Raw genomic sequence first — 19,200 nt, 5'->3', positions numbered from 1 at the left:
CACTCCAAGGACCCCGCGATGACTTCCCTCCTTCACCGCATCACCCGTCGGGTGTGCCTGCTGTCCGCGCTGGCGGCTCTCACTGTGGCCACGGGAGCGCAAGCCCAGAGCACGCTGAAGGTCACGACCATTCCGGAGGAGGCGGCATCCGAGCAGATCCGCAAGTTCGGGCCCTTGGTCAAGTACCTGGAGCGCAGCCTCGGCACCAAGGTCGAATTCGTGCCGGTGAGCGACTATCCGGCCGCCGTCGAGGCGCTGGTGAACAAACAGGTCGACCTGGTCTGGTTCGGCGGCTTTACCTTTGTTCAGGCCAAGCTGCGCTCGGGCGACAAGGTGATCCCGCTGGCGCAGCGCGAGGAGGACACGCAGTTCCGCTCGGTCTTCATTACACAGAAGGACTCGGGCATCAAGAGCCTGGCCGACCTCAAGGGCAAGCAGGTGAGCTTTGGTTCCGCCTCCAGCACCTCGGGCCATCTGATGCCGCGCAGCTTCCTGCTCGAAGCCGGCCTCGAGCCGGAGCGCGACTTCAAGCGGGTGGCGTTCTCGGGCGCGCATGACGCCACCATCGCCTCGGTGGTCAGCGGCCGCGTCGATGCGGCAGCGCTGGACATAACCGTCTGGCGCAAGTTCGTCAGCGAGAACAAGGTCGACACCAGTAAGGTCGATGTGTTCTACACCACGCCGCCTTACTTCAACTACAACTGGTCGGTGCATGCCGACATGCCGGCCGCGCAGCGCGAGCGCATCACCAAGGCCCTGCTGGCACTGAGCAGTGACAACCCCGAAGGCAAGGAAGTGCTGAGCCTGGCGCGTGCCACACGTTTCGTGCCGACCAAGGCCGACAACTACAAGGGCCTGGAGGCCGCCGGCCGCAGCGCGGGCCTGATCAAGTAAGACGATGCGGGGTCTGTCGCTCACGGTCGAGCAGTTGGTGGTGCGCCATCCCGCAGCGGCGGCCGGTGCTTCGCCCGCGCTGCAGGGGCTGGACCTGCAGATTGCCTCTGGCGAGCAGATCGCCGTGATCGGCCCCTCGGGCGCCGGCAAGACCACGCTGCTGCATGCGCTGGCCTGTGCCCTGGCGCCTTCGTCGGGCAGCTTGCTAGTCGATCAGCAGCCGCCCTGGTCGCTCGGTGCCGCCGGGCTGCGGCGCCTGCGCGCGCGTCTGTTTCTCGCCCCACAGACGCCGCCACTGCCGCCGCGCCAGCGTGTCGTCACCACCGTGCTGGCCGCACGCCTGCCGGCGATGGGTCTATGGGCCAGTCTGGCCTCGCTGATCAGACCGCGTGGCGCCGAGCAGGCGCACGCGGCGCTGCAGCGCTTCGAGCTTGGCGACAAGCTGTGGGAGCGGGTGGACCGGCTCTCAGGCGGTGAGCGCCAGCGCGTCGGGCTGGCGCGCGCGCTGCTGTCGCCGGCGGCGCTGTGGCTGATCGACGAGCCGCTATCAGCGCTTGACCCGGCGCGCGCGGCGCTGGCGCTGCGCTCACTCACCCAGGTGGCCACTGAGCGCGGCGTCACGATGATCGCCTCCTTGCACCAGGTCGATCTGGCGCTGGCCCATTTCCCGCGCGTGCTTGGCATGCGCGAGGGGCGGCTTGTGTTCGATCTTCCGGCCGCCCAGGTGACGCCTCAGTTGCTGGCCCAGCTCTACGCCAGCTTCGAGCATGAGCTGCAGGGCAGCGCGGCCGCGCCGCTGCCGGGTGATGCAACGCAGGCCGGGCGCGTCGTCGCACCGCATTGCTGAAATGTTGATGCGCGCGACGCCGATCATCGATCCCCACCACGACCCGGCATGGCGCAGCCGTGTGTTCTGGACCTTGGCTGCCGCGGTGCTGCTGGCGCCCGCGCTGGTGGCGGTGGAGTTCAAGCCCTGGCTGCTGTTTGAAGCCGACAATCTGCGCGTCACGCTGCGCTTCCTGGCTGACTTTCTGCCACTGGCGACTGGGCCCGAGTTCCTGACCATGGTGGCGCGCGAGGCCTGGCGCACCGTGGCCATTGCCACCGCCGCAATGGTGCTGGCCCTGCTGCTGGCCCTGCCGCTTACGCTGCTGTCCAGCGCGGCCTTGTCGATCTCCTCGCTCAGTGGCCGCATGCACCCGCTGGCGCGTGCGCTGCGGCAGGCGTTGCGCCTGCTGCTGGTGCTGCTGCGCAGCGTGCCCGAGCTGGTCTGGGCCCTGGTCTTCGTGCGGGTGCTGGGCCTGGGGCCGGGTGCCGGCGTGCTGGCCATCGCGCTGACCTATGCGGGCATGCTGGGCAAGGTTTACGGCGAAATCCTGGAGAGCGGCGATTTGCAGCCCACCCGTGCGCTGATGCGCAATGGGAGCGGGCGGCTGCAGGCCTTCTTCTATGCGCTGCTGCCGGGCAATTCGCGCGAGCTGACGAGCTACACCGTCTACCGCTGGGAATGCGCAATCCGTTCCTCGGCCGTTCTCGGTTTCGTCGGTGCGGGTGGGCTGGGGCAGCAGTTGGACGCCTCGATGAAGATGTTCAACGGCGGCGAGGTGGCCACCATCTTGCTGGCCTTCGTGCTGCTGGTGGCCCTGGCTGACGCGCTGAGCGCCTATCTGCGCAAGGTGATCGGATGAGCCGCAGCGCCGTGCGCCAGCCCCTGCCTCCGCAGCCGCCGCGCGGCTGGAGTGTGCCGCTGCTCTTGCTCGGTATGCTGCTGCTGGCTGTGGCCAGCTTCGCCGAGGTGGGTGTCGACTGGGGCCGGCTGTTCTCGTCGGATGCCGCGCAGCGCATGGGCCGCTTTCTGGGCGAGATGAGCAATCCGTCGCGCGAGCCTGCCTTCCTTGGCCGCCTCGCTGTGGCCACGCTGGAAACCCTGGCCATGTCTGCCGTCGGCACGCTGCTGGCGGCCTTGATCGGGCTTCTGCTGGCCTTGCCGGCAAGTCGCATGACGGCTCAGGTCAGCGGCTTGTGGCGAACGCCGACGCGCTGGCTGCTCAATGTGCTGCGTTCCATTCCTGAGCTGGTGTGGGCTGCGCTGCTGCTGATCTCGGCCGGCCTCGGCCCGCTGGCCGGCACGCTGGCGCTGGCTCTGCACACCAGCGGCGTGCTGGGCCGCCTGTTTGCCGAAGCCATAGAGAACGCACCCGACGGCCCCGCCTTCGCGCTGCGCGCCCAGGGCGTGCGCAGCGGCCGGGTGTTTCTCTACGCCACCTTGCCGGTGGCGCTGCCGCAGCTGCTGTCCTACACGCTCTACCGATGGGAAAACAATATCCGCGCCGCGGCCGTGCTGGGCGTGGTCGGCGGCGGGGGGCTGGGCCAGATGCTGAGCTTCCATATGGGGCTGTTCCATATGCGTGAGACTGGCGCCATCCTGCTGGCGACGCTTGTGCTGGTGGCCTTGGTCGATCTGCTGTCCAACCTTGCCCGGAGACGCCTCAACCCATGATCGTCGGAACATCAGGCCATATCGACCACGGCAAGACCACGCTGGTGCGGGCGCTCACCGGCGTAGACACCGACCGGCTGCCCGAGGAAAAGAAGCGTGGCATCAGCATCGAGCTGGGCTACGCCTTCCTCGACACGCCGGCCGGCGAGCGGATCGGGTTCATCGATGTGCCCGGCCACGAGCGCCTGGTTCACACCATGCTGGCCGGCGCCTCGGGCATCGACTACGCGCTGTTGCTGGTGGCGGCCGATGACGGCGTGATGCCGCAGACTCGCGAGCATCTGGCAGTACTGAGCCTGCTGGGCCTGACGCGTGGCGCGGTTGTGATCACCAAGTGCGACCGCGTTCCGGCCGAGCGCATTGATGTGCTGCGTGGCGAGATCGCGGCCTTGCTGGAGGGCAGCAGCCTGGCGGTGGCGCCGGTGCTGGCCGTCAGTGCGGTGTCCGGACTGGGCCTGGATGAGCTGCGTGCGCTGCTGTATGTGCAAGCGGCGCAAAAGCCCAGCGACAGCCGCGCGGAGGGCCAGGCCTTCCGGCTGGCGATCGACCGCGCCTTCAGCCTCGACGGCGTGGGCACCGTCGTCACCGGTACGGTGCACAGCGGCAGCGTGCGTCTGGGGGATGAGCTGGCGCTGACGCCGGCCCTGCGCGGCAGCACGCCGCTGGCGCGCGTGCGCAGCCTGCATGCACAGAACCGCAAGGTCGATCAGGCCTTTGCTGGCCAGCGCTGTGCGATCAATGTGGTGGGCCTGGACAAGGATGCGATCGAGCGCGGACAGTGGCTGGTGCCCGCCGCCGTGGCGCTGTCCACCGAGCGCCTGGACGCGCGCCTGCGCCTGTGGCCGGGCGAGTCCAAGGCGCTGCGCTCCGGCACGACTGTGCATGTGCACATCGGTGCGCGTGCAGTGATGGGCACGGTCGCCATCCTGCAGCGGCTTGATGGGGAGGGCGAGGCGGGCAGCCCGGCGGGCGAGGGTGCTGCGGCCTTGCAGCCAGGCGAAGAAGGTTGGGTTCAGCTGCTGCTGAAGCAGCCGATTGCGGCCTGGCGCGGTGACCGCGTGGTGCTGCGTGATGCCAGCGCCTCGCGCACGCTGGCCGGCGGCGTTGTGCTCGATCCATTTGCACCGACGCGTTACCGTCGCACGGCTGAGCGCCTGGCCGAGTTGGCCGCCATGCAGCTGGCCACGCCACCGCAGCGTTTGCAGGCGCTGGGTGCTGGCGCCGCCATGGGCCTGGATCTGCGCCGTTTCGCCCGCGCCGAGGCGCTGCCACAGCTGCTGACCCCCGAGGCCGATGCCTTGCGGGCGCATGACGCCGAGTCGGACTGGACGCTGAGCGTGGCCGCCGCTGCCGTCTTGAGCCGCAAGCTGCTGCAGGTGCTGGCCGAGTTCCACGCGAAGCAGCCCGATGAGCTGGGTCCGGATGCTGGCCGGCTGCGGCGCCTGAGCGCACCGCGCCTGCCCGAGCCGCTGTGGCAGGCGCTGATCGCCCGCTTGCGCGCCGAAGGCCAGCTCGCACAGCGCGGCGCCTTCGTGCATCTGGCGGCGCATGGCGTGAGTCTTTCTGCCACCGAGCAGCGCATTGCGCAGAAGGTGGCGCCGCATCTGCTGCAGGCTCGTTTTGAAGGCGCCTGGGCGCGCGATCTGGCGCGCGACACCCAGGAGAGCGAGGCGCTGATGCGCACCACACTGGCCCGGCTTGCTCAGCAAGGTGAGGTGCATCAAGTGGTGAAAGACCTGTTCTACGAACTCGGCCATATGCGTACGCTTGCCGGCATCGTGCGTCAGATCGCTGCGCAGCATGGCGGCGAGGTGCTGGCCGCGGGCTTTCGGGACGCCACCGGCCTGGGCCGCAAGCGTGCGATCCAGATTCTTGAATACTTTGATCGCGTGGGGCTGCTGCGCCGGGTGGGCGATGTGCACAAGCTGCGCGGCGATTGCCAGTTGTTTCTGGCGCAGGAGGCGGCATGATTCGAAGCCCTGTTGCTGCTTCTGCCTCTGCTTATGCACACGCAAGGGAGACACAGATCATGGAGGGGAGACGACACCGGTGTGTCGGCCGGGCTTCAAACCCGGTGGGTGGCGCCATGCGTCGCTGGGTGGGTTCGACTCCCATTCCCCTCCGCCATGAACATTCGCTCGCCTACTGCGCGGGCACATCTCGGCTCTGCAGCGCTCGCCGTACAGATGTACGGCTGCGCGCTTCGAGCCATTCTGAGCCCGCTCGCAACGGCGATCGAACGTCCGTGGGCAACGAGTCGTCATGCTGATCGCCGGCGCTGAGATTCCAGAAGAGCTGCTGTACTGGGTCGAGGACCAGACCTGGGTGCGCCTGCGTGAGGACGGCACGGCAGTGCTGGGCATCACGGCGCTGGGGCTGAAGGCTTCGGGTGAGATCTATATGTGCCGGCCGAAGGCAGTGGGCACGCTGATCGAGCAGGGGCGGTCTATGGCGGTGGTGGAGCTGGCCAAGAGCATCGTGTCGGTGCGGGCGCCGCTGTCGGGTGAGGTCTTGCGCATCAACGAGGCGCTGTCAGCCAGTCCGGAGCTGATCGAGCGCGATCCCTATGGCGAAGGCTGGCTGCTGGAGATCCGGCCGGCGCAGCTTCAGGCCGAGCGCGTCGCGCTGGTCGACGGTGCGAACGCGAAAGAGGCAATGGAGCATTACGGATGGCTGAACCAGCTCAACGGACAGTGACCGGCCTTGCCATCCTGCTGTGGGCGGCCGATCCCGAGCAGCCTGCGCGCCTGGCCACGCCGTTTTTCCACGCCGCCGCGGCCGGGGCGCTGGAACTGGAGGTGGAGATCTACTTCAGCGCCCGCTCGGTGCTGCTGCTCCAGCCCGGTGTGGCCGATGGTTTGCGGGCGTCCGAACACAACGCGATGACGATCGCGCAGCACATGCAGCAGGCGCTGGCGCATGGCGCGCGCCTGCTGGCCTGCACCGATGCGCTGCATGCCAATGGCATGACGCGTGAGGGCCTGATCCCCGCCGTGGCCGGCCATGGCGGCGCGGTTCAGTTTATGAGCCGGCTGGCCGACCCGGCTTGGCGAACCCTGGTGTTCTGATGACGTCATCCACCGCTGATCAAGAACGCGCGCTGCAGGCGCTGCTGAGCCGCTATTCGGTCGGCCCCAAGCATCTGGTGGAACCGGCGCCCAGCGACGCCGAGTTGGCGCTGATGGTGCAGGCGGCACTGCGCGCCCCCGACCATGGCGAGCTGGCGCCCTGGCGCTTCAAGATCGTGCGGGGCGAAGCACGCCACAAAATGGCCGCCCTGTTTGCTGACGCGGCGCGGGCAGCGGGCAAGGACGAAGTGGGCGCGGCGCTGGATGCCGAGCGGGCACTGAAGCCGCCGCTCAGCGTGGCGGTGGTCGCGCGGCTGGATCTGGGCCATCCGCAGGTGCCGGCGCATGAGCAATGGGCCGCCATCGGCGGTGCATTGGCGATGTTTCTGGCGGCTGCGCACACGCTGGGCTATGGCGGCAAGATGCTCAGCGGTTCGAAGGTGCGCGACCCGGCAATCACCGCGGCCTTTTGCGGTCCTGGCGAGATCCTGCTGGGCTGGATTGCTTTGGGTACACCGGCCAGAAAGGCCAGCGGCCCTTCCCGCAAAGGCGGGCTTGAGACGGTGTTACAGCGTTGGGGTGACTAGCGTCGAATTTGAGCGGCTAGCAAAAGCCAGCGAAGCGGTGCTGGCGAGACGTCCTGGCACGGACAGTAAATGCTGGTACGGCAAGCCAGGACAACGACGCCAGAAGGGTTTTGTCAGCCGCGCTTAGAGCCCGAGGGCCTTCAACAGTTCGCGCGGCTCGTAGGGGAGCTTTCGTTCTGGCCAGCCCAGCACCAGTTCGCGCATGCGCGCGTTCAGCGGAGCTTTCGTGCCGTGCCGCTCGGCCAGTCGGACCACCTCGCCGCACAAGGCTTCGATCTCGGTGCTGCGGCCCAGGCCCAGGTCATCAGCCATGCTGGAGCGGGCCTTGGCGTCGATCTTCAACATGCGCGCGGCCAGCAGGCGGAACAGTGGCGTCGGCAGCTTGAGCAGTGCAGCAAAGCGCTCGGGCGGCACAGGGGTGACAGGCGCGATGGCGATGCCGGCCTGCTTCAACACGGCCAGCGCCTCGGTCTGCAGCGCAGCAAAGCAGCGCCGGTAGCCGCGCTCCAGCAATTCGGCGCGCAGTGGCCGGCCGGACAGCGCATTGACCGGGTTGTTCAGATTGATCAGCAGCTTGCCCCACTGCAAGGGGCGCAGGTCCGGCAGCAGCTTGAGCTTGAGGCCGAAGGCGGCAAAGGCCGGCTGCAGAGCCACCAGCGCGGCATCCTGCTCAGCATACAGGGCGCCGCCGGTGCCTCGGTGGAAATGGCCAGGTCCGAGTTCTGCCACATTGAAGGGCACCATGCCAGCCCGCCACTGCAGTTGGGGTGCGGCGGCACGTGCGCGCTCGACGTTGCCCACGCCGTTCTGCATCGACACCACTACGCTGCCGGCGGGCAGCGTTTTGCCCAGGCTCGCGGCGGCTTCGGCGGTGGCGCCGCTCTTCACGCACAACAAGGTGATGGAAGGTTTCAGCCCGGACGGGACCTGTTCATGCAGCTGCAAGCTGGCTGGGGTCAGGTCTTGCCTGCGCTGATCGAGATCGCTGACGACCAGCCCTTGGGCCGCCAGGGCTTCGAGGACTCTCGGCCGACCCACGAACACCACAGGTAGGCCGGCAGCGGCCAGCGCACCCCCCAGAAAGCAACCGATCGAGCCGGCACCCATCACCAGCACGGGGCCGGCGCGCTCCGGGGCAGCGCTCATGCGGCCGGGCTGGCCAGGTCACGAATGTAGGTGGGGCCAGCTTGGCGCTCGATTTCGGCCAGCAGGCTGCGGCCCCAGCCGGTGCTGAACATGGCTTCGGCAACAACGAACATCGGGCCGACCAGCAAGCCGACCAAGTCGTCGACGAAAGCGGGTTTCTTTCCTTCGTAATAGTGGCCGATGAACTGGATGACCCAGCCCAGCGCAAAGGTGCCCACGCCCCAGCTCAGCCAGGACAGGGTGCTGCCGGCGGCGAAGGGCTCGGCCAGTGCGATCAGCAGCGCATTGACGGCGGCAGTGGCGGTGCCCAACACCAGATTGCCGCGGCTGAGGTACCACAGGGTGCTAAGGCCCCAGACCGCCCAGGCGGCGCTCAGATCGACACCGCTCACGCTGAACTGCGCGCGCGCCAGCAGGATGCCGATTGCAAAAACGATCAGCGGGATACCGATGAAGTGGGTGGCGATATTGCGGCGGTCGCGGTGGTAGCGGGCGTACTGCACCATCAGTTCGAGGGCGCTGCGAAAGGGGCTGGCAGCCATGGGGGAATCTCCTGTGCGTTCGGTAGATATCCTACCGGCCCGGACGGCGCTTTCAAAGGCCGGGTTGCACGGTGTTGTCCGGCTGCCCGAGAGACTGGCAGGCGCGCTTGTGGGCGTACATGCCCTGGTCGCTGCGCAGCAGCAAGTCCTGCAATTCGTCATCGCTGCCCGCACGGGCCAAGCCCAGACTAATGCTGACCTTCAGCCCGGGGGCGAGCAAATGCCAGTTGTAGCCGGACACGGCCTCGCGCAGCCGGGTCACCACCGCCTGCGCCTGCAGATCGTCCAGCGCCCAGAAGGCCAGAACGAACTCATCGCCCCCCCAGCGGCCGGCCATGTCCTGGCTGCGCAGCTGCTGCTGGAACAGCATGGCCAAGGTCTGCAGTACCTGATCACCGACCCGATGGGAGTGGCGGTCATTGACGCCCTTGAAGCCGTTGACGTCGACCATCGAGACATACAGCAGCGCAGCGCTTTCAGGTCGGCCATGGCCGGTCAGCGCCGCATTCAGCTGCTGTTCCAGGCCGCGCCGATTGGCCAGGCCGGTCAGCGGGTCTTCCATCGACAGTCGCTGAAGCTGCTGGGCGTCGTTGCGCAGGCTGCGCACCTCGCGCTTGTGCTGGCGCAACTCCAGGCGCAAGGCGGCGGCCTCCCGGCGGTGGCTCATGCTGACCTGCCGCAGCCTGTGCTCACTCAACTGCAACTGGCGCAGGCTGGCCAGCGCCTGCGCGGTCTGGCCTTGCTGTTCGTGCAACTCGCAGCTCAGGCGCAGGGCGATGCGCTGCAGCGGGTGCTGCTGCATGCGCTCGCACAGCGCCATCAGGCGGCTGGCAGCTGCCAGCGCGGCCTGCGGCTGCTGATCCACCAGCGCGAGCTCGCAGATCAACCACTGCAACATGGCTGGCAGCAGGCCGACATTCGGCTGGGCCTCGCACAGCGCTGTCAAGGCCAGCTGGGCTGGCTTTGCAGCCAAGCTGCTGCCGGACTGCCAGGCCAGCGACACGCCTTGGAGCCACTGCCACAGGCCCTGGATCAGCTGTGACCGTGGTTGCTCGGCCGGGCTGCGCTCTTCGAGTGCTGCCATCAGCCGCAGGAGGCGCTCCGGGTCGGGGCGTCGCTTCTCCAGATGGCGCAGGCCGATCTGGCGATAGGCCTCATTGAAGCAGCGGTTGAGTTGGGGTCGCACGCACTGCGCGGGTCTGTGCAAGGAGCGAGCGAGCTCGAAGGCGGGTTTGAGCACCGCTTCCGCCCCCTCATGGCTGCCGTTCCAGAGCAGGGCGACGCCCAGATAGTTCAGCGCCATCAAGCGCGCTTCCGTGTTGCCGCTCTCGTCCGCCAGCTGTGAGGCCAGCATGGCGGTTTCTATGGCTTCCTCGGCGTGGCCGAGGGCTGCAGCGGCATAGGCCAGCAGGGACAGGCTGCGGCTTTCCTCAGCGATGTCCGGCCCTTCATGCGCCAGCTTGCTGGCCGCCATCAATGACTCGTAGGCTTCACGGTACCTGGCCAACAGCACGAACTCGCGCCCGCGGCCCAGCAGAGCGGCCGCCTCGGCCGCTCGATCACCCTCGCCCATGCCTTTGTGCATGTGACCCACCTTGTTGTTTGTGGTGCCTGCGCTCGGCTCACGCCGTCGCTCTTGTGGCGCGCGAATATAGCAGCGGCGTTCTGTGGCGGACTCAGGATTGGCCCTGAGTGCGTTCATGGCCCGAATGCCACAATGCCGCCATGTCCAGTGCCATGCCCCGCGTCAGCATCCAGACTCAGGATTTCGATCTCAGCGCTGAGACCGCCGCCTTGCGTGCCGCGGACGGCGGCATTGGTGCCGTCGTGGCCTTCGTCGGCACGGTGCGCGACCTGACCCATGGCCAGGCCCAGGCGGTCAGCCTGATGGAACTGGAGCATTACCCCGGCATGACCGAGGCGGCCATCGAGGCCATGATCGATGAGGCTTTTCGCCGCTTCGACCTGCGTGCCGCCCGTGTGGTGCATCGGGTCGGCCCGCTGGCCGCACGCGAACAGATCGTGCTGGTGCTGGCGGCCTCGGGCCATCGCGGCCAAGCCTTCCAGGCCTGCGAATTCCTGATGGACTATCTGAAGACGCAGGCGCCTTTCTGGAAGAAGGAACACACCGCCGCAGGCGCGCACTGGGTCGACGCGCGTGTGGCCGACGATGCCGCGCTGGCACGCTGGGGCATTGCCGCCGGCAATGCGGCCGATCCGGCATGACGGCATGGGCCCTGCAGGGGCTGGCTGTGGCCGCGGGCGCCGCGGCGGGCGCCTTGTTGCGCTGGCGCGCCGGCGTCTGGTTGAACTCCCTGTGGGCGGGCTTCCCGCTGGGCACGCTGCTGGTCAATCTGGCGGGTGGTCTGGCGGTGGGTGTGGCGCTGGCCTGGTTCGAACGCCGGCCGGATGAGCTGCTGAAGCTGCTGCTGGTGACCGGTTTCCTTGGCGGCTTGACGACGTTCTCGGCCTTCTCGGGCGAGTCGCTGGCGCTCTTACAGCGCGGTGCGGCCGGCATGGCGTTGCTGCACAGCGCCGCCCATCTGCTGGGCGCCTTGGCCTGCGCGGCGCTGGGCTACGCCTTGATGCGCGCCTTGATGGGCCGCTGAGTCATCCAGCGGCAAGGCGCGCAGGCCGCGCCGCAGCATTCTTGATCTGGCGCAAGCCGGGCGGCCCTAGCCGTCGCGAGGCTCTTGATTTCGGGGATCGCTGCCCCATGTCTGCTTGCAACCGGAGGACCATCCACCATGCGTTTTGACAAGCTGACCACCCGATTCCAGGAAGCCTTGGCCGAGGCCCAGAGCCTGGCTGTGACGCGCGACAACCCCTATATCGAACCCGCCCACCTGCTGCTGGCGATGCTGGCACAGGAGGATGGCCCGCGCGCGCTGCTGGAGCGTGCCGGCGTCAAGAGCGCCGCGCTGAAGACTGCGCTGGAAATCACCGTGGCCGGCCTACCGCAGGTGCAGGGCGAGGGCCAGCAGGTGCAGGCCGGGCGCGATCTGGTGAGCCTGCTGCAGGCCGCCGAAAAGGAAGCCTCTAAGCGCGGCGACCACTACATCGCCAGTGAGATGTTCCTGCTCGCGCTGGCCGACGCCAAGACCGACCTGGCCGGCATCGTGCGCGGCCATGGACTGACCCGCAAGGCCCTGGAGGCCGCCGTTGAAGCCGTTCGAGGAGGACAGAAAGTGGACAGCCAGGAAGCCGAAGGCCAGCGCGAGGCGCTGAAGAAGTACACCTTGGATCTGACCGAGCGCGCCCGCGAAGGCAAGCTCGATCCGGTGATCGGCCGCGACGACGAGATCCGCCGCGCCATCCAGGTGCTGCAGCGCCGCAGCAAGAACAATCCGGTGCTGATTGGCGAGCCGGGCGTGGGCAAGACCGCCATCGTCGAAGGCCTGGCCCAGCGCATCGTCAATGGCGAGGTGCCCGACACGCTGAAGGACAAGCGCGTGCTGGTGCTCGATATGGCGGGCCTGCTGGCCGGCGCCAAGTACCGCGGTGACTTCGAGGAACGGCTGAAGGCCGTGCTGAAGGAAGTGGCCATGGACGAAGGCCGCATCATTCTCTTCATCGATGAGCTGCACACCATGGTGGGCGCCGGCAAGGCCGAGGGCGCGATGGACGCGGGCAATATGCTCAAGCCCGCGCTCGCGCGCGGCGAGCTGCACTGCATCGGCGCCACCACGCTGGACGAATACCGCAAGTACGTGGAGAAGGACGCTGCGCTGGAGCGCCGCTTCCAGAAGGTGCTGGTTGACGAGCCCAGCGTCGAGGCCACCATCGCCATCCTGCGCGGCCTCCAGGAGAAGTACGAGGTGCACCATGGCGTGGAGATCACTGACCCGGCCATCGTCGCCGCGGCCGAGCTGAGCCACCGCTACATCACCGACCGCTTTCTGCCCGACAAGGCGATCGACCTGATCGACGAGGCCGCGGCGAAGATCAAGATCGAGATCGACTCCAAGCCCGAGGTGATGGACAAGCTGGACCGCCGCATGATCCAGCTGAAGATCGAGCGCGAGGCGGTCAAGAAGGAGAAGGACGAGGCGTCGCAGAAGCGCCTGGGCCTGATCGAGGAAGAGATCGACAAGCTGCAGCGCGAGTACGCCGACCTGGACGAGATCTGGAAGAGCGAGAAGGCTGCCGCCCAGGGCTCCGCCCATGTGAAGGAAGAGATCGAGCGCATCAAGCTGCAGATCGAGGAACTCAAGCGCAAAGGCGACTTCAACAAGGTGGCCGAGCTGCAGTACGGCAAGCTGCCGGGGCTGGAGGCCAAGCTCAAGGAAGCGCAGGCCAAGGAAGCCGGCAAGGGCAGCGCCGAGGGCAAGCCCAACAAGCTGCTGCGCACCCTGGTCGGTGCCGAGGAGATTGCCGAGGTGGTGGCGCGCGCCACCGGGATTCCGGTGTCCAAGTTGATGCAAGGCGAGCGCGACAAGCTGCTGCAGATGGAAGACAAGCTGCACCAGCGCGTGGTGGGTCAGGACGAGGCCATCACTGCGGTGGCCGATGCGATCCGCCGCTCACGCGCCGGTCTGTCAGACCCGAACCGCCCGCTGGGCAGCTTCCTGTTCCTCGGCCCCACCGGCGTGGGCAAGACCGAGCTGTGCAAGGCCTTGGCGGGCTTCCTGTTCGACAGCGAAGACCACATGATCCGCATCGACATGAGCGAATTCATGGAGAAGCACTCGGTCAGCCGCCTGATCGGCGCCCCCCCGGGCTATGTGGGCTATGACGAAGGCGGTTATCTGACCGAGGCGGTGCGGCGCAAGCCCTACAGCGTGCTGCTGCTGGACGAGGTCGAGAAGGCGCATCCGGACGTGTTCAATGTGCTCTTGCAGGTGCTGGACGATGGCCGCCTGACCGATGGCCAGGGCCGCACGGTGGACTTCAAGAACACGGTGATCGTGATGACATCGAACCTGGGCTCGCAGCACATCATGGCGCTGGCCGGAGAATCCAGCGAGGTGATCCGCGACGCGGTCTGGGAAGAGGTCAAGGCGCATTTTCGCCCCGAGTTCCTCAACCGCATCGACGAGACCGTGGTCTTCCATGCGCTGGACAACAAGAACATCGCTGCCATTGCGAAGATCCAGCTGAAGGCCCTGGAGCAGCGCCTGCAGAAGCTGGAGATGACCCTGGAGGTCAGCGATGAGGCGCTGGCCGAGCTCGCCAAGGTGGGCTTCGATCCGGCCTTCGGTGCGCGGCCGCTCAAGCGGGCGATCCAGCAACGCATCGAGAACCCGCTGTCGAAGCTGATCCTGCAGGGCCGCTTCGGGCCGAAGGACGTGATCCCGGTGCAGGTCGAGAACGGCGAGTTCGCCTTCGGCCGCGTGGTCCATTGATCGGGGCGAGCGGGCGGCGCCTGACGCGCCGCCCGCCCGGTCACCAGATCGGACCGAGGAATAGATAGACCGCCGACTTGCCCTCGCGCGTGCCGCCTAGGGCCAGATAGAAGGGCCCGAAGCGCGTGTCCACCGCCAGGAAGCCGCTGCCGGCCAGCTTGAGATCGCCGGGCTGAAGCGTCTGCTGTTCCGGTACGGCGCCGCCGAGTTCCAGCGAGAAGCCCACCCGCACGGACTGACCCAGGCCCAGCGGCATCTGGCCGATGCGCTTGGCCATCACCATCCGTCCGAGGAAGAGATTGCGCCCTTCAAGCGAGCTGTCCGGGCTGCCGGACAGGCGCAGGAAGCCGCCCAGCGAGCGCGTGCTGCCGATGCTGGCGTGCGAGAACTCGCCGTAAAGATGGCCGGCCCAGGGGCCGAGCTGGAAGGCACTCAGCCCCAGCGCTGACACCTGGTTGACCATGCCCGTGCGGTCTGAATCGAACCGTGCATAGCTCAGATCCAGCAGCTGGCCTCGTGCGGGGAATGCTGTTGAATCCAGGCTGTCGATGCGCAGCTGGGCAAAGCGGGTGCGCAGGCTCAGGCGAATGGACCCCAGGCTCGGATCCTCGGGCAATTGGGCTCGCGTGCGGCTGCGCACGCGACCTGCTCCGACGCGCACATCACCCCAGTTGCCGAGCCGCCATCCCAGGGAGAGGCTGGCTGTGCCCAGGCTGACGGCATAGCGTGCGACGCGCCGGCCGCCATCGAAGGCGTCCGCTTCGCTTTCCTCATAGTGCAGGCGCGGTGCCAGATACAGGTTTGAGCCAGCACCCAGCGGCTGCAAGAGCTCCGTGCCCAGTTCTCGCTTGGCGCCTATGCGGCCCAGGCTGCGCAGCTCGGCACCCCAGGGATTCAGCCAGTTGGCGCTGTGCATCGCCACCAGCGAAAAGCGGTTGGCGTCGTCGAAATTGCTGTAGAGCTCCAGACCCACGCGCAGCCGGCTGCGGGCCCAGGCGGCCTCATTGACCTGAAGGGTCACCTGGCGACGGCCGTCGTTGTCGAGAATGGCAGTGTCCACCCGGTCGAAATCGCCGCTGCCGTAGAGCACGGCCGCGGCACGCTCGACCTGGGCTTCGGTGACGGGCTCGCCAGGCTGCAGCCCCAGGCTGGATTGCAGGGCCTGCGGGTTGCTGCGCCGGGTGCCTTTGATCGCCAGTGCCTGCAGGGGCAGCGCTCGCGGCTGAGCACTGGCCAGCGGCAGGCGCGACTGCTGGTGCTCGCTGTAGGCCGCGTCAGTCAAGGCCAGTTGTTGCAGGCGCTCCTGCGCCGCCAGGGCCGCGCGGTGGCCCACCTCGACGGTGGGCGCCAGGCGCTGAAAGTCCAGGAATCCCATGCTGTCGAGCTGCGGGTCGATCAGCACATCGGCCGGCCGCAGCTCCTTCAGCGACCGCGTGACGTTCTGCTCGGTCAGGATCTGCAGCATCTGGTTGGCCACGCCGACCGCACTGCCCAGCTCGCGCTCTTCCAGCAGCGGCGAGCCCACATTGACTGCGATGATGAGGTCCGCACCCATCTTGCGCGCAATGTCCACGCCCAGATTGCGCACCAGTCCGCCGTCCACCATGGGTCTTCCCTGGATGCGCACCGGCGCGAACACACCCGGCACGGCCATCGAGGCACGCAGCGCCAGGAACAGTGGCGTGTCGATCATCTCGTGCATCTCGCCGGACAACAGATCGGTGGCCAGCGCACGAAAGGGCAGGGGCAGCTGGTTCAGCGGCAGGTCGGCACGTTGCCCCGAGATCAGGCGTTCCAGCGTGCGCTCCAGCGCGCTGTTGCCGACGGCTGCTGGCGGTAGCGAAACGCCGTCGCGGTTCAGGCCCATCTCGATGCGCGAGGGCAGCAACTGGTCTTCCTCGCGGCGGGTAAAGCTGAGTTCGCGGCGCTGCGGCCGGTCGGACAGGATGGTGGCCCAGTCGGCGCTGTGCACGATCTCCTCGATTTCCTCGATGCTGCGTCCGGCCGCATAGGCGCCACCCACCACCGCACCCATGCTGGTGCCCACCACCAGGTCTACCGGCACGCGCAGCTCACGCAGCGCGCGCAGCACGCCCAGATGGGCCAGGCCGCGCGCGCCGCCACCCGACAGCACCAGACCGATGCGTGGTCTCGGATTGCTGGCATCGGCGGCAGGCGTCGGTGCCGCGGGCTGCGCCAGCGCCGCACTGCTGAGCCACAGAGTCAGCAGGGCTGCGAAAGCAGAAACCGGCGCGAGTTTGTTCAGCATATGAAGTCGGTGAGTGTTTTGCAGTGCTTCGCGTGGGCTATCGTCTTGCCGTGCAGGGCCGCCGGATGCGCCCCTATCGATTAAGCTCAAAGTCCCGGCGTGCCGCCTCGGCTGCCGTCTCTTGCTCGCCCTGAAATGGCCCAAATTATGTTTCGCATCGGTGAAGGCTGGGACACCCACGCCCTCGTCACGGATCGTCCGCTCGTTCTCGGCGGCATCACCATTCCCCATACGCATGGCTTGCTTGGCCATTCGGATGCCGATGCCCTGGCGCATGCCATCACCGATGCGCTGTTGGGCGCCGCGGCGCTGGGGGATATCGGCAAGCTGTTTCCGGACACTGCTGCCGAGTTCAAAGGGGCAGACTCCATGGTGCTGTTGGCCGAGGCCTACCGCTGTGTGCAGGCGGCCGGTTGGGCCATCGGTAACCTGGACAGCACCATCATCGCCCAGGCGCCCAAGATGGCCCCCCACATCCCGGCCATGCGGGCCCGCCTGGCTGAGGTGCTCGGGGTTGATGTCGGACAGGTCAATGTAAAGGCCAAGACGGCCGAGAAGATGGGCCCGGTGGGTGAAGGCCGCGCGATCGAGGCGCGGGCGGTCGCCCTGTTGGTGAAGGCCTGAACCCCAAGGGCATTGAATCTGCAGCAGGGGGTCACGGCAGGGCGCGCTGCAGTCGGACCCGGGTTTGCAGGCCTCCGCCATCGGCATGGCTGAGCTCGAGTTCACCGCCCAGACGCTGCACCGATTTCTCCACGATGGCCAGACCCAGCCCGGCACCGGTTGCGGCCGTGCGAGCGGCGTCGCCGCGGAAGAAGGGTGTTGTCAGGTGGGCCAGCTTGTCTGCCGGCACACCGGGGCCATGGTCGCGCACGCTCAGTTCCACCCAACTGCCGCTGGTTTGCGCCGTGACTTCGACCTGGGCCGGTTCCTCCGGAGCATGGCCGTAGCGCCGCGCGTTCTCGAACAGGTTCAGCAGCACCCGGCCCAGTTCTGTTTCGTCGGCCCAGACGCGCAGATCGGGCGGCAGCTGCACGTCAATGCGGATTTGTGCGGGATCGCGGAAGGCCTGCGCCTCGCGCTCGACCAGTTCGCCCAGCACCAGCGGCTGCAGCTTCAGTTCGCTCGGGCGCGCGTAGTCCATGAACTTGTTAATGATGGCGTCGAGCTGGTCGATGTCCTGCGCGATGTAGATGCGAGCCTGCTCGTCCACCACGCTCATCTCGGCTTCCAGGCGCAGCCGCGCCAGCGGCGTGCGCAGATCGTGCGAGATGCCGGCCAGCATCACCGTGCGGTCCTCTTCCATCTTGGCCAGTTCCCGTGCCATGCGGTTGAAGCCCATATTGACTTCGCGGATCTCGCTGGTGCGGGTGGTCTCGTCCAGGCGCGAGTCGTACTCGCCATCGCGGATGCGGCCAGCGGCGATCGAGAGTTGACGCAAGGGCTGGTTGATCAGCCGCGCGATGGCCGCCGCCCCCAGCAAGGAGGCCAGCAAAGCGATGCCGACCCACCAGCCGTTGCTGGACAGGTTCAGCGACAGCGGCGCGGGGCTGGTCTGGAGCCAAAAGTTGTCGGGGCCGATGCCGAAGCGCACCCACAGGCCGTCTTCTTGGTTGACGCTGCGAGCGACCACGGTGTCCGGCCCCAGATGGCCGCGCAGTTCAGCGGCCAGGCGTTTGGCAAAGGGCGTGGTGTCATAGGACAACCAGAGGTCGCTGCTCTCGGCCACTCGCACGCGCACCGACTGGCTGCGCGACAGCGAACTGATCACGGCCACACGGTTGATGCTGTCGGCGTGCGCCAGTGCGGCGCGGCTCAGGTTGACCAGTCCGGCCAGCTGCTGTGCCGCCTCCAGCGCACGTGGCTCGGCCTCCAGCGCCTTGAAGGTCTGCTGCCAGGCCAGCACACCGCCGGCCAGCAACAGCGCCAGCAGGGCAAAGGTGCGCCAGAAGAGCGTCAGCGCCAGTCGGGGTTGGGTCATGCCGGGGCGTCAGCTCAGGCTGTTGCCTCATCCGGCACAAACACATAGCCAACCCCCCAGACGGTCTGGATGTAACGGGGCTGCGCGGGGTCGTCCTCCAGCAGCTTGCGCAGCCGCGAGACCTGCACGTCCAGGCTGCGGTCGAAGGGCTCGAACTCGCGCCCACGCGCCAGCTGGGCCAGCTTGTCGCGCGACAGCGGCTGGCGCGGATGACGCACCAGGGCTTTGAGCATCGAGAACTCGCCCGTCGTCAGCGGCAGCGCTTCGCCGTTCTTGGCCAGGCGACGCAGCGCCAGATCAAACTCGAAGGGGCCGAAGGTCACTGTCATCGGCTCCTTCGAGGGCGCGCCGGGAGCCTCCTGCGGCGGGCGGCGGCGCAGCACCGCATTGATGCGGGCCAGCAGTTCGCGTGGGTTGAAGGGCTTGGACAGGTAGTCGTCGGCGCCCACCTCCAGGCCGACGATGCGGTCGACCTCCTCGACCTTGGCAGTCAGCATGATGATGGGGGTGTTGTCATTGGCAGCGCGCAGGCGGCGGCAGATCGACAGGCCGTCCTCGCCGGGCAGCATCAGGTCCAGCACCAAGAGGTCGACGGTCTCGCGCGTCAAAGCCTTGTTCAGCGCCTTGCCGTCCTCCGCCAGCACCACATCGAAACCTTCCTGAGTCAGGTAGCGGCGCAGCAGATCGCGGATGCGTGCGTCATCATCGACGACGAGAATGCGATTGGGGCGGTTGGGGGCGGTGCTCATGGCCTCTCCTGAAAATGTAACAGCGCCGATTTTGCGCGGGTTTGCGCCGCTGTTACATCTTCGGGCGCGCCGGTTGTGAGCAGATGTTTCGCGGTCAACCTGCGGCCGGGTGACTGCGC

General features: G+C 67.5%; 18 protein-coding genes and 1 tRNA gene. 13 read left to right on the top strand and 6 right to left on the bottom strand.

Translation table 11 applies throughout. The features are described from left to right. Positions 1 to 18: 18 nt before the first annotated feature. The 9 genes from ACIQ67_RS01165 to ACIQ67_RS01125 all read left to right on the top strand — a co-directional run bounded on the left by ACIQ67_RS01165 (position 19) and on the right by ACIQ67_RS01125 (position 7,049). The gene (locus tag ACIQ67_RS01165) at positions 19 to 894 is read left to right on the top strand and encodes a putative selenate ABC transporter substrate-binding protein (protein WP_397532508.1); all 876 of its coding nucleotides are present in this window, start codon (positions 19 to 21) and stop codon (positions 892 to 894) included. A 13-nt stretch (positions 895 to 907) separates the two neighbouring features. After that, positions 908 to 1,741: a phosphonate ABC transporter ATP-binding protein gene (locus ACIQ67_RS01160; RefSeq protein ID WP_397532529.1), complete on the top strand. Its 834-nt coding sequence runs from the start codon at positions 908 to 910 to the stop codon at positions 1,739 to 1,741. A gap of 7 nt (positions 1,742 to 1,748) precedes the next feature. Beyond that, positions 1,749 to 2,582, top strand: a complete 834-nt coding sequence (locus ACIQ67_RS01155; RefSeq protein WP_397532528.1) for a PhnE/PtxC family ABC transporter permease — start codon at positions 1,749 to 1,751, stop codon at positions 2,580 to 2,582. Next, the gene (gene phnE, locus ACIQ67_RS01150; RefSeq protein WP_397532507.1) at positions 2,579 to 3,394 is read left to right on the top strand and encodes a phosphonate ABC transporter, permease protein PhnE; all 816 of its coding nucleotides are present in this window, start codon (positions 2,579 to 2,581) and stop codon (positions 3,392 to 3,394) included. Before ACIQ67_RS01155 ends, phnE begins: the two co-directional genes overlap by 4 nt. Further along, entirely contained in the window at positions 3,391 to 5,364 is a 1,974-nt protein-coding gene (gene selB, locus ACIQ67_RS01145; RefSeq protein WP_397532506.1) for a selenocysteine-specific translation elongation factor, read from the top strand. Before phnE ends, selB begins: the two co-directional genes overlap by 4 nt. A 61-nt stretch (positions 5,365 to 5,425) precedes the next feature. Then, positions 5,426 to 5,521: transfer RNA gene (locus ACIQ67_RS01140), tRNA-Sec, on the top strand. Between the two features lie 135 nt (positions 5,522 to 5,656). Then, on the top strand, positions 5,657 to 6,091 hold the full coding sequence (locus tag ACIQ67_RS01135; protein WP_397532505.1) for a glycine cleavage system protein H: 435 nt from the start codon (positions 5,657 to 5,659) through the stop codon (positions 6,089 to 6,091). Further along, positions 6,064 to 6,462, top strand: a complete 399-nt coding sequence (locus tag ACIQ67_RS01130) for a DsrE family protein (RefSeq protein WP_397532504.1) — start codon at positions 6,064 to 6,066, stop codon at positions 6,460 to 6,462. The genes ACIQ67_RS01135 and ACIQ67_RS01130 overlap by 28 nt, the downstream gene beginning before the upstream one ends. Next, positions 6,462 to 7,049, top strand: coding sequence for a nitroreductase (locus tag ACIQ67_RS01125; protein ID WP_397532503.1), 588 nt, complete (start codon positions 6,462 to 6,464; stop codon positions 7,047 to 7,049). Before ACIQ67_RS01130 ends, ACIQ67_RS01125 begins: the two co-directional genes overlap by 1 nt. Before the next feature lie 123 nt (positions 7,050 to 7,172). Here the strand turns inward: ACIQ67_RS01125 and ACIQ67_RS01120 are convergent, their stop codons facing one another. Genes ACIQ67_RS01120 through ACIQ67_RS01110 form a run of 3 tightly spaced genes read right to left on the bottom strand, consistent with a single transcriptional unit; the run spans position 7,173 to position 10,322 of the window. Further along, entirely contained in the window at positions 7,173 to 8,195 is a 1,023-nt protein-coding gene (locus tag ACIQ67_RS01120; RefSeq protein ID WP_397532502.1) for a 2-dehydropantoate 2-reductase, read from the bottom strand. Continuing rightward, a complete protein-coding gene (locus ACIQ67_RS01115) occupies positions 8,192 to 8,737 on the bottom strand; it encodes a DUF962 domain-containing protein (protein ID WP_397532501.1) in 546 nt (181 codons plus the stop codon). Before ACIQ67_RS01115 ends, ACIQ67_RS01120 begins: the two co-directional genes overlap by 4 nt. A gap of 52 nt (positions 8,738 to 8,789) precedes the next feature. Then, positions 8,790 to 10,322: a GGDEF domain-containing protein gene (locus ACIQ67_RS01110; RefSeq protein ID WP_397532500.1), complete on the bottom strand. Its 1,533-nt coding sequence runs from the start codon at positions 10,320 to 10,322 to the stop codon at positions 8,790 to 8,792. A 140-nt stretch (positions 10,323 to 10,462) separates the two neighbouring features. On the opposite strand from ACIQ67_RS01110, the gene ACIQ67_RS01105 reads away from it, so the two are divergent. From ACIQ67_RS01105 to clpB, 3 genes are all read left to right on the top strand, one after another. Next, positions 10,463 to 10,963, top strand: coding sequence for a molybdenum cofactor biosynthesis protein MoaE (locus ACIQ67_RS01105; protein WP_397532499.1), 501 nt, complete (start codon positions 10,463 to 10,465; stop codon positions 10,961 to 10,963). Continuing rightward, entirely contained in the window at positions 10,960 to 11,346 is a 387-nt protein-coding gene (gene crcB, locus ACIQ67_RS01100; protein ID WP_397532498.1) for a fluoride efflux transporter CrcB, read from the top strand. Before ACIQ67_RS01105 ends, crcB begins: the two co-directional genes overlap by 4 nt. A gap of 138 nt (positions 11,347 to 11,484) precedes the next feature. Further along, the gene (clpB, locus tag ACIQ67_RS01095; protein WP_397532497.1) at positions 11,485 to 14,082 is read left to right on the top strand and encodes an ATP-dependent chaperone ClpB; all 2,598 of its coding nucleotides are present in this window, start codon (positions 11,485 to 11,487) and stop codon (positions 14,080 to 14,082) included. Between the two features lie 40 nt (positions 14,083 to 14,122). On the opposite strand, the gene ACIQ67_RS01090 is transcribed toward clpB, so the two are convergent. Continuing rightward, complete coding sequence (locus ACIQ67_RS01090; RefSeq protein ID WP_397532496.1) at positions 14,123 to 16,351, bottom strand: patatin-like phospholipase family protein; 2,229 nt, start codon at positions 16,349 to 16,351, stop codon at positions 14,123 to 14,125. 147 nt (positions 16,352 to 16,498) lie between these two features. Here ACIQ67_RS01090 and ispF point away from each other — a divergent pair, with 147 nt between their 5' ends. Continuing rightward, complete coding sequence (gene ispF / locus ACIQ67_RS01085) at positions 16,499 to 16,975, top strand: 2-C-methyl-D-erythritol 2,4-cyclodiphosphate synthase (RefSeq protein ID WP_397532495.1); 477 nt, start codon at positions 16,499 to 16,501, stop codon at positions 16,973 to 16,975. Positions 16,976 to 17,006: 31 nt separating this feature from the next. Here the strand turns inward: ispF and ACIQ67_RS01080 are convergent, their stop codons facing one another. Together ACIQ67_RS01080 and ompR are read right to left on the bottom strand one after the other, a co-directional pair. Beyond that, positions 17,007 to 18,332: an ATP-binding protein gene (locus ACIQ67_RS01080; protein ID WP_397532494.1), complete on the bottom strand. Its 1,326-nt coding sequence runs from the start codon at positions 18,330 to 18,332 to the stop codon at positions 17,007 to 17,009. A 14-nt stretch (positions 18,333 to 18,346) separates the two neighbouring features. Then, entirely contained in the window at positions 18,347 to 19,081 is a 735-nt protein-coding gene (gene ompR, locus ACIQ67_RS01075) for a two-component system response regulator OmpR (protein ID WP_397532493.1), read from the bottom strand. Positions 19,082 to 19,200: the final 119 nt, after the last annotated feature.

Origin of the sequence: Roseateles sp. (assembly GCF_044373315.1) — a bacterium.
Classification (GTDB): domain Bacteria; phylum Pseudomonadota; class Gammaproteobacteria; order Burkholderiales; family Burkholderiaceae_C; genus JACDQM01.
Note: the sequence above shows the minus strand (reverse complement) of the source record. Positions and strands in the feature narration are given on the sequence as shown.

Excerpts from the sequence above, each read along its gene's own strand:
- ACIQ67_RS01135 (WP_397532505.1), top strand. The coding sequence starts at position 5,657 with ATGCTGATCGCCGGCGCTGAGATTCCAGAAGAGCTGCTGTACTGGGTC.
- ACIQ67_RS01090 (WP_397532496.1), bottom strand. The coding sequence starts at position 16,351 with ATGCTGAACAAACTCGCGCCGGTTTCTGCTTTCGCAGCCCTGCTGACT.
- ACIQ67_RS01165 (WP_397532508.1), top strand. The coding sequence starts at position 19 with ATGACTTCCCTCCTTCACCGCATCACCCGTCGGGTGTGCCTGCTGTCC.
- ACIQ67_RS01130 (WP_397532504.1), top strand. The coding sequence starts at position 6,064 with ATGGCTGAACCAGCTCAACGGACAGTGACCGGCCTTGCCATCCTGCTG.
- ompR (WP_397532493.1), bottom strand. The coding sequence starts at position 19,081 with ATGAGCACCGCCCCCAACCGCCCCAATCGCATTCTCGTCGTCGATGAT.
- ACIQ67_RS01120 (WP_397532502.1), bottom strand. The coding sequence starts at position 8,195 with ATGAGCGCTGCCCCGGAGCGCGCCGGCCCCGTGCTGGTGATGGGTGCC.
- clpB (WP_397532497.1), top strand. The coding sequence starts at position 11,485 with ATGCGTTTTGACAAGCTGACCACCCGATTCCAGGAAGCCTTGGCCGAG.
- crcB (WP_397532498.1), top strand. The coding sequence starts at position 10,960 with ATGACGGCATGGGCCCTGCAGGGGCTGGCTGTGGCCGCGGGCGCCGCG.
- ACIQ67_RS01080 (WP_397532494.1), bottom strand. The coding sequence starts at position 18,332 with ATGACCCAACCCCGACTGGCGCTGACGCTCTTCTGGCGCACCTTTGCC.
- ACIQ67_RS01155 (WP_397532528.1), top strand. The coding sequence starts at position 1,749 with ATGCGCGCGACGCCGATCATCGATCCCCACCACGACCCGGCATGGCGC.
- ispF (WP_397532495.1), top strand. The coding sequence starts at position 16,499 with ATGTTTCGCATCGGTGAAGGCTGGGACACCCACGCCCTCGTCACGGAT.
- phnE (WP_397532507.1), top strand. The coding sequence starts at position 2,579 with ATGAGCCGCAGCGCCGTGCGCCAGCCCCTGCCTCCGCAGCCGCCGCGC.
- ACIQ67_RS01125 (WP_397532503.1), top strand. The coding sequence starts at position 6,462 with ATGACGTCATCCACCGCTGATCAAGAACGCGCGCTGCAGGCGCTGCTG.
- ACIQ67_RS01110 (WP_397532500.1), bottom strand. The coding sequence starts at position 10,322 with ATGCACAAAGGCATGGGCGAGGGTGATCGAGCGGCCGAGGCGGCCGCT.
- ACIQ67_RS01115 (WP_397532501.1), bottom strand. The coding sequence starts at position 8,737 with ATGGCTGCCAGCCCCTTTCGCAGCGCCCTCGAACTGATGGTGCAGTAC.
- selB (WP_397532506.1), top strand. The coding sequence starts at position 3,391 with ATGATCGTCGGAACATCAGGCCATATCGACCACGGCAAGACCACGCTG.
- ACIQ67_RS01105 (WP_397532499.1), top strand. The coding sequence starts at position 10,463 with ATGTCCAGTGCCATGCCCCGCGTCAGCATCCAGACTCAGGATTTCGAT.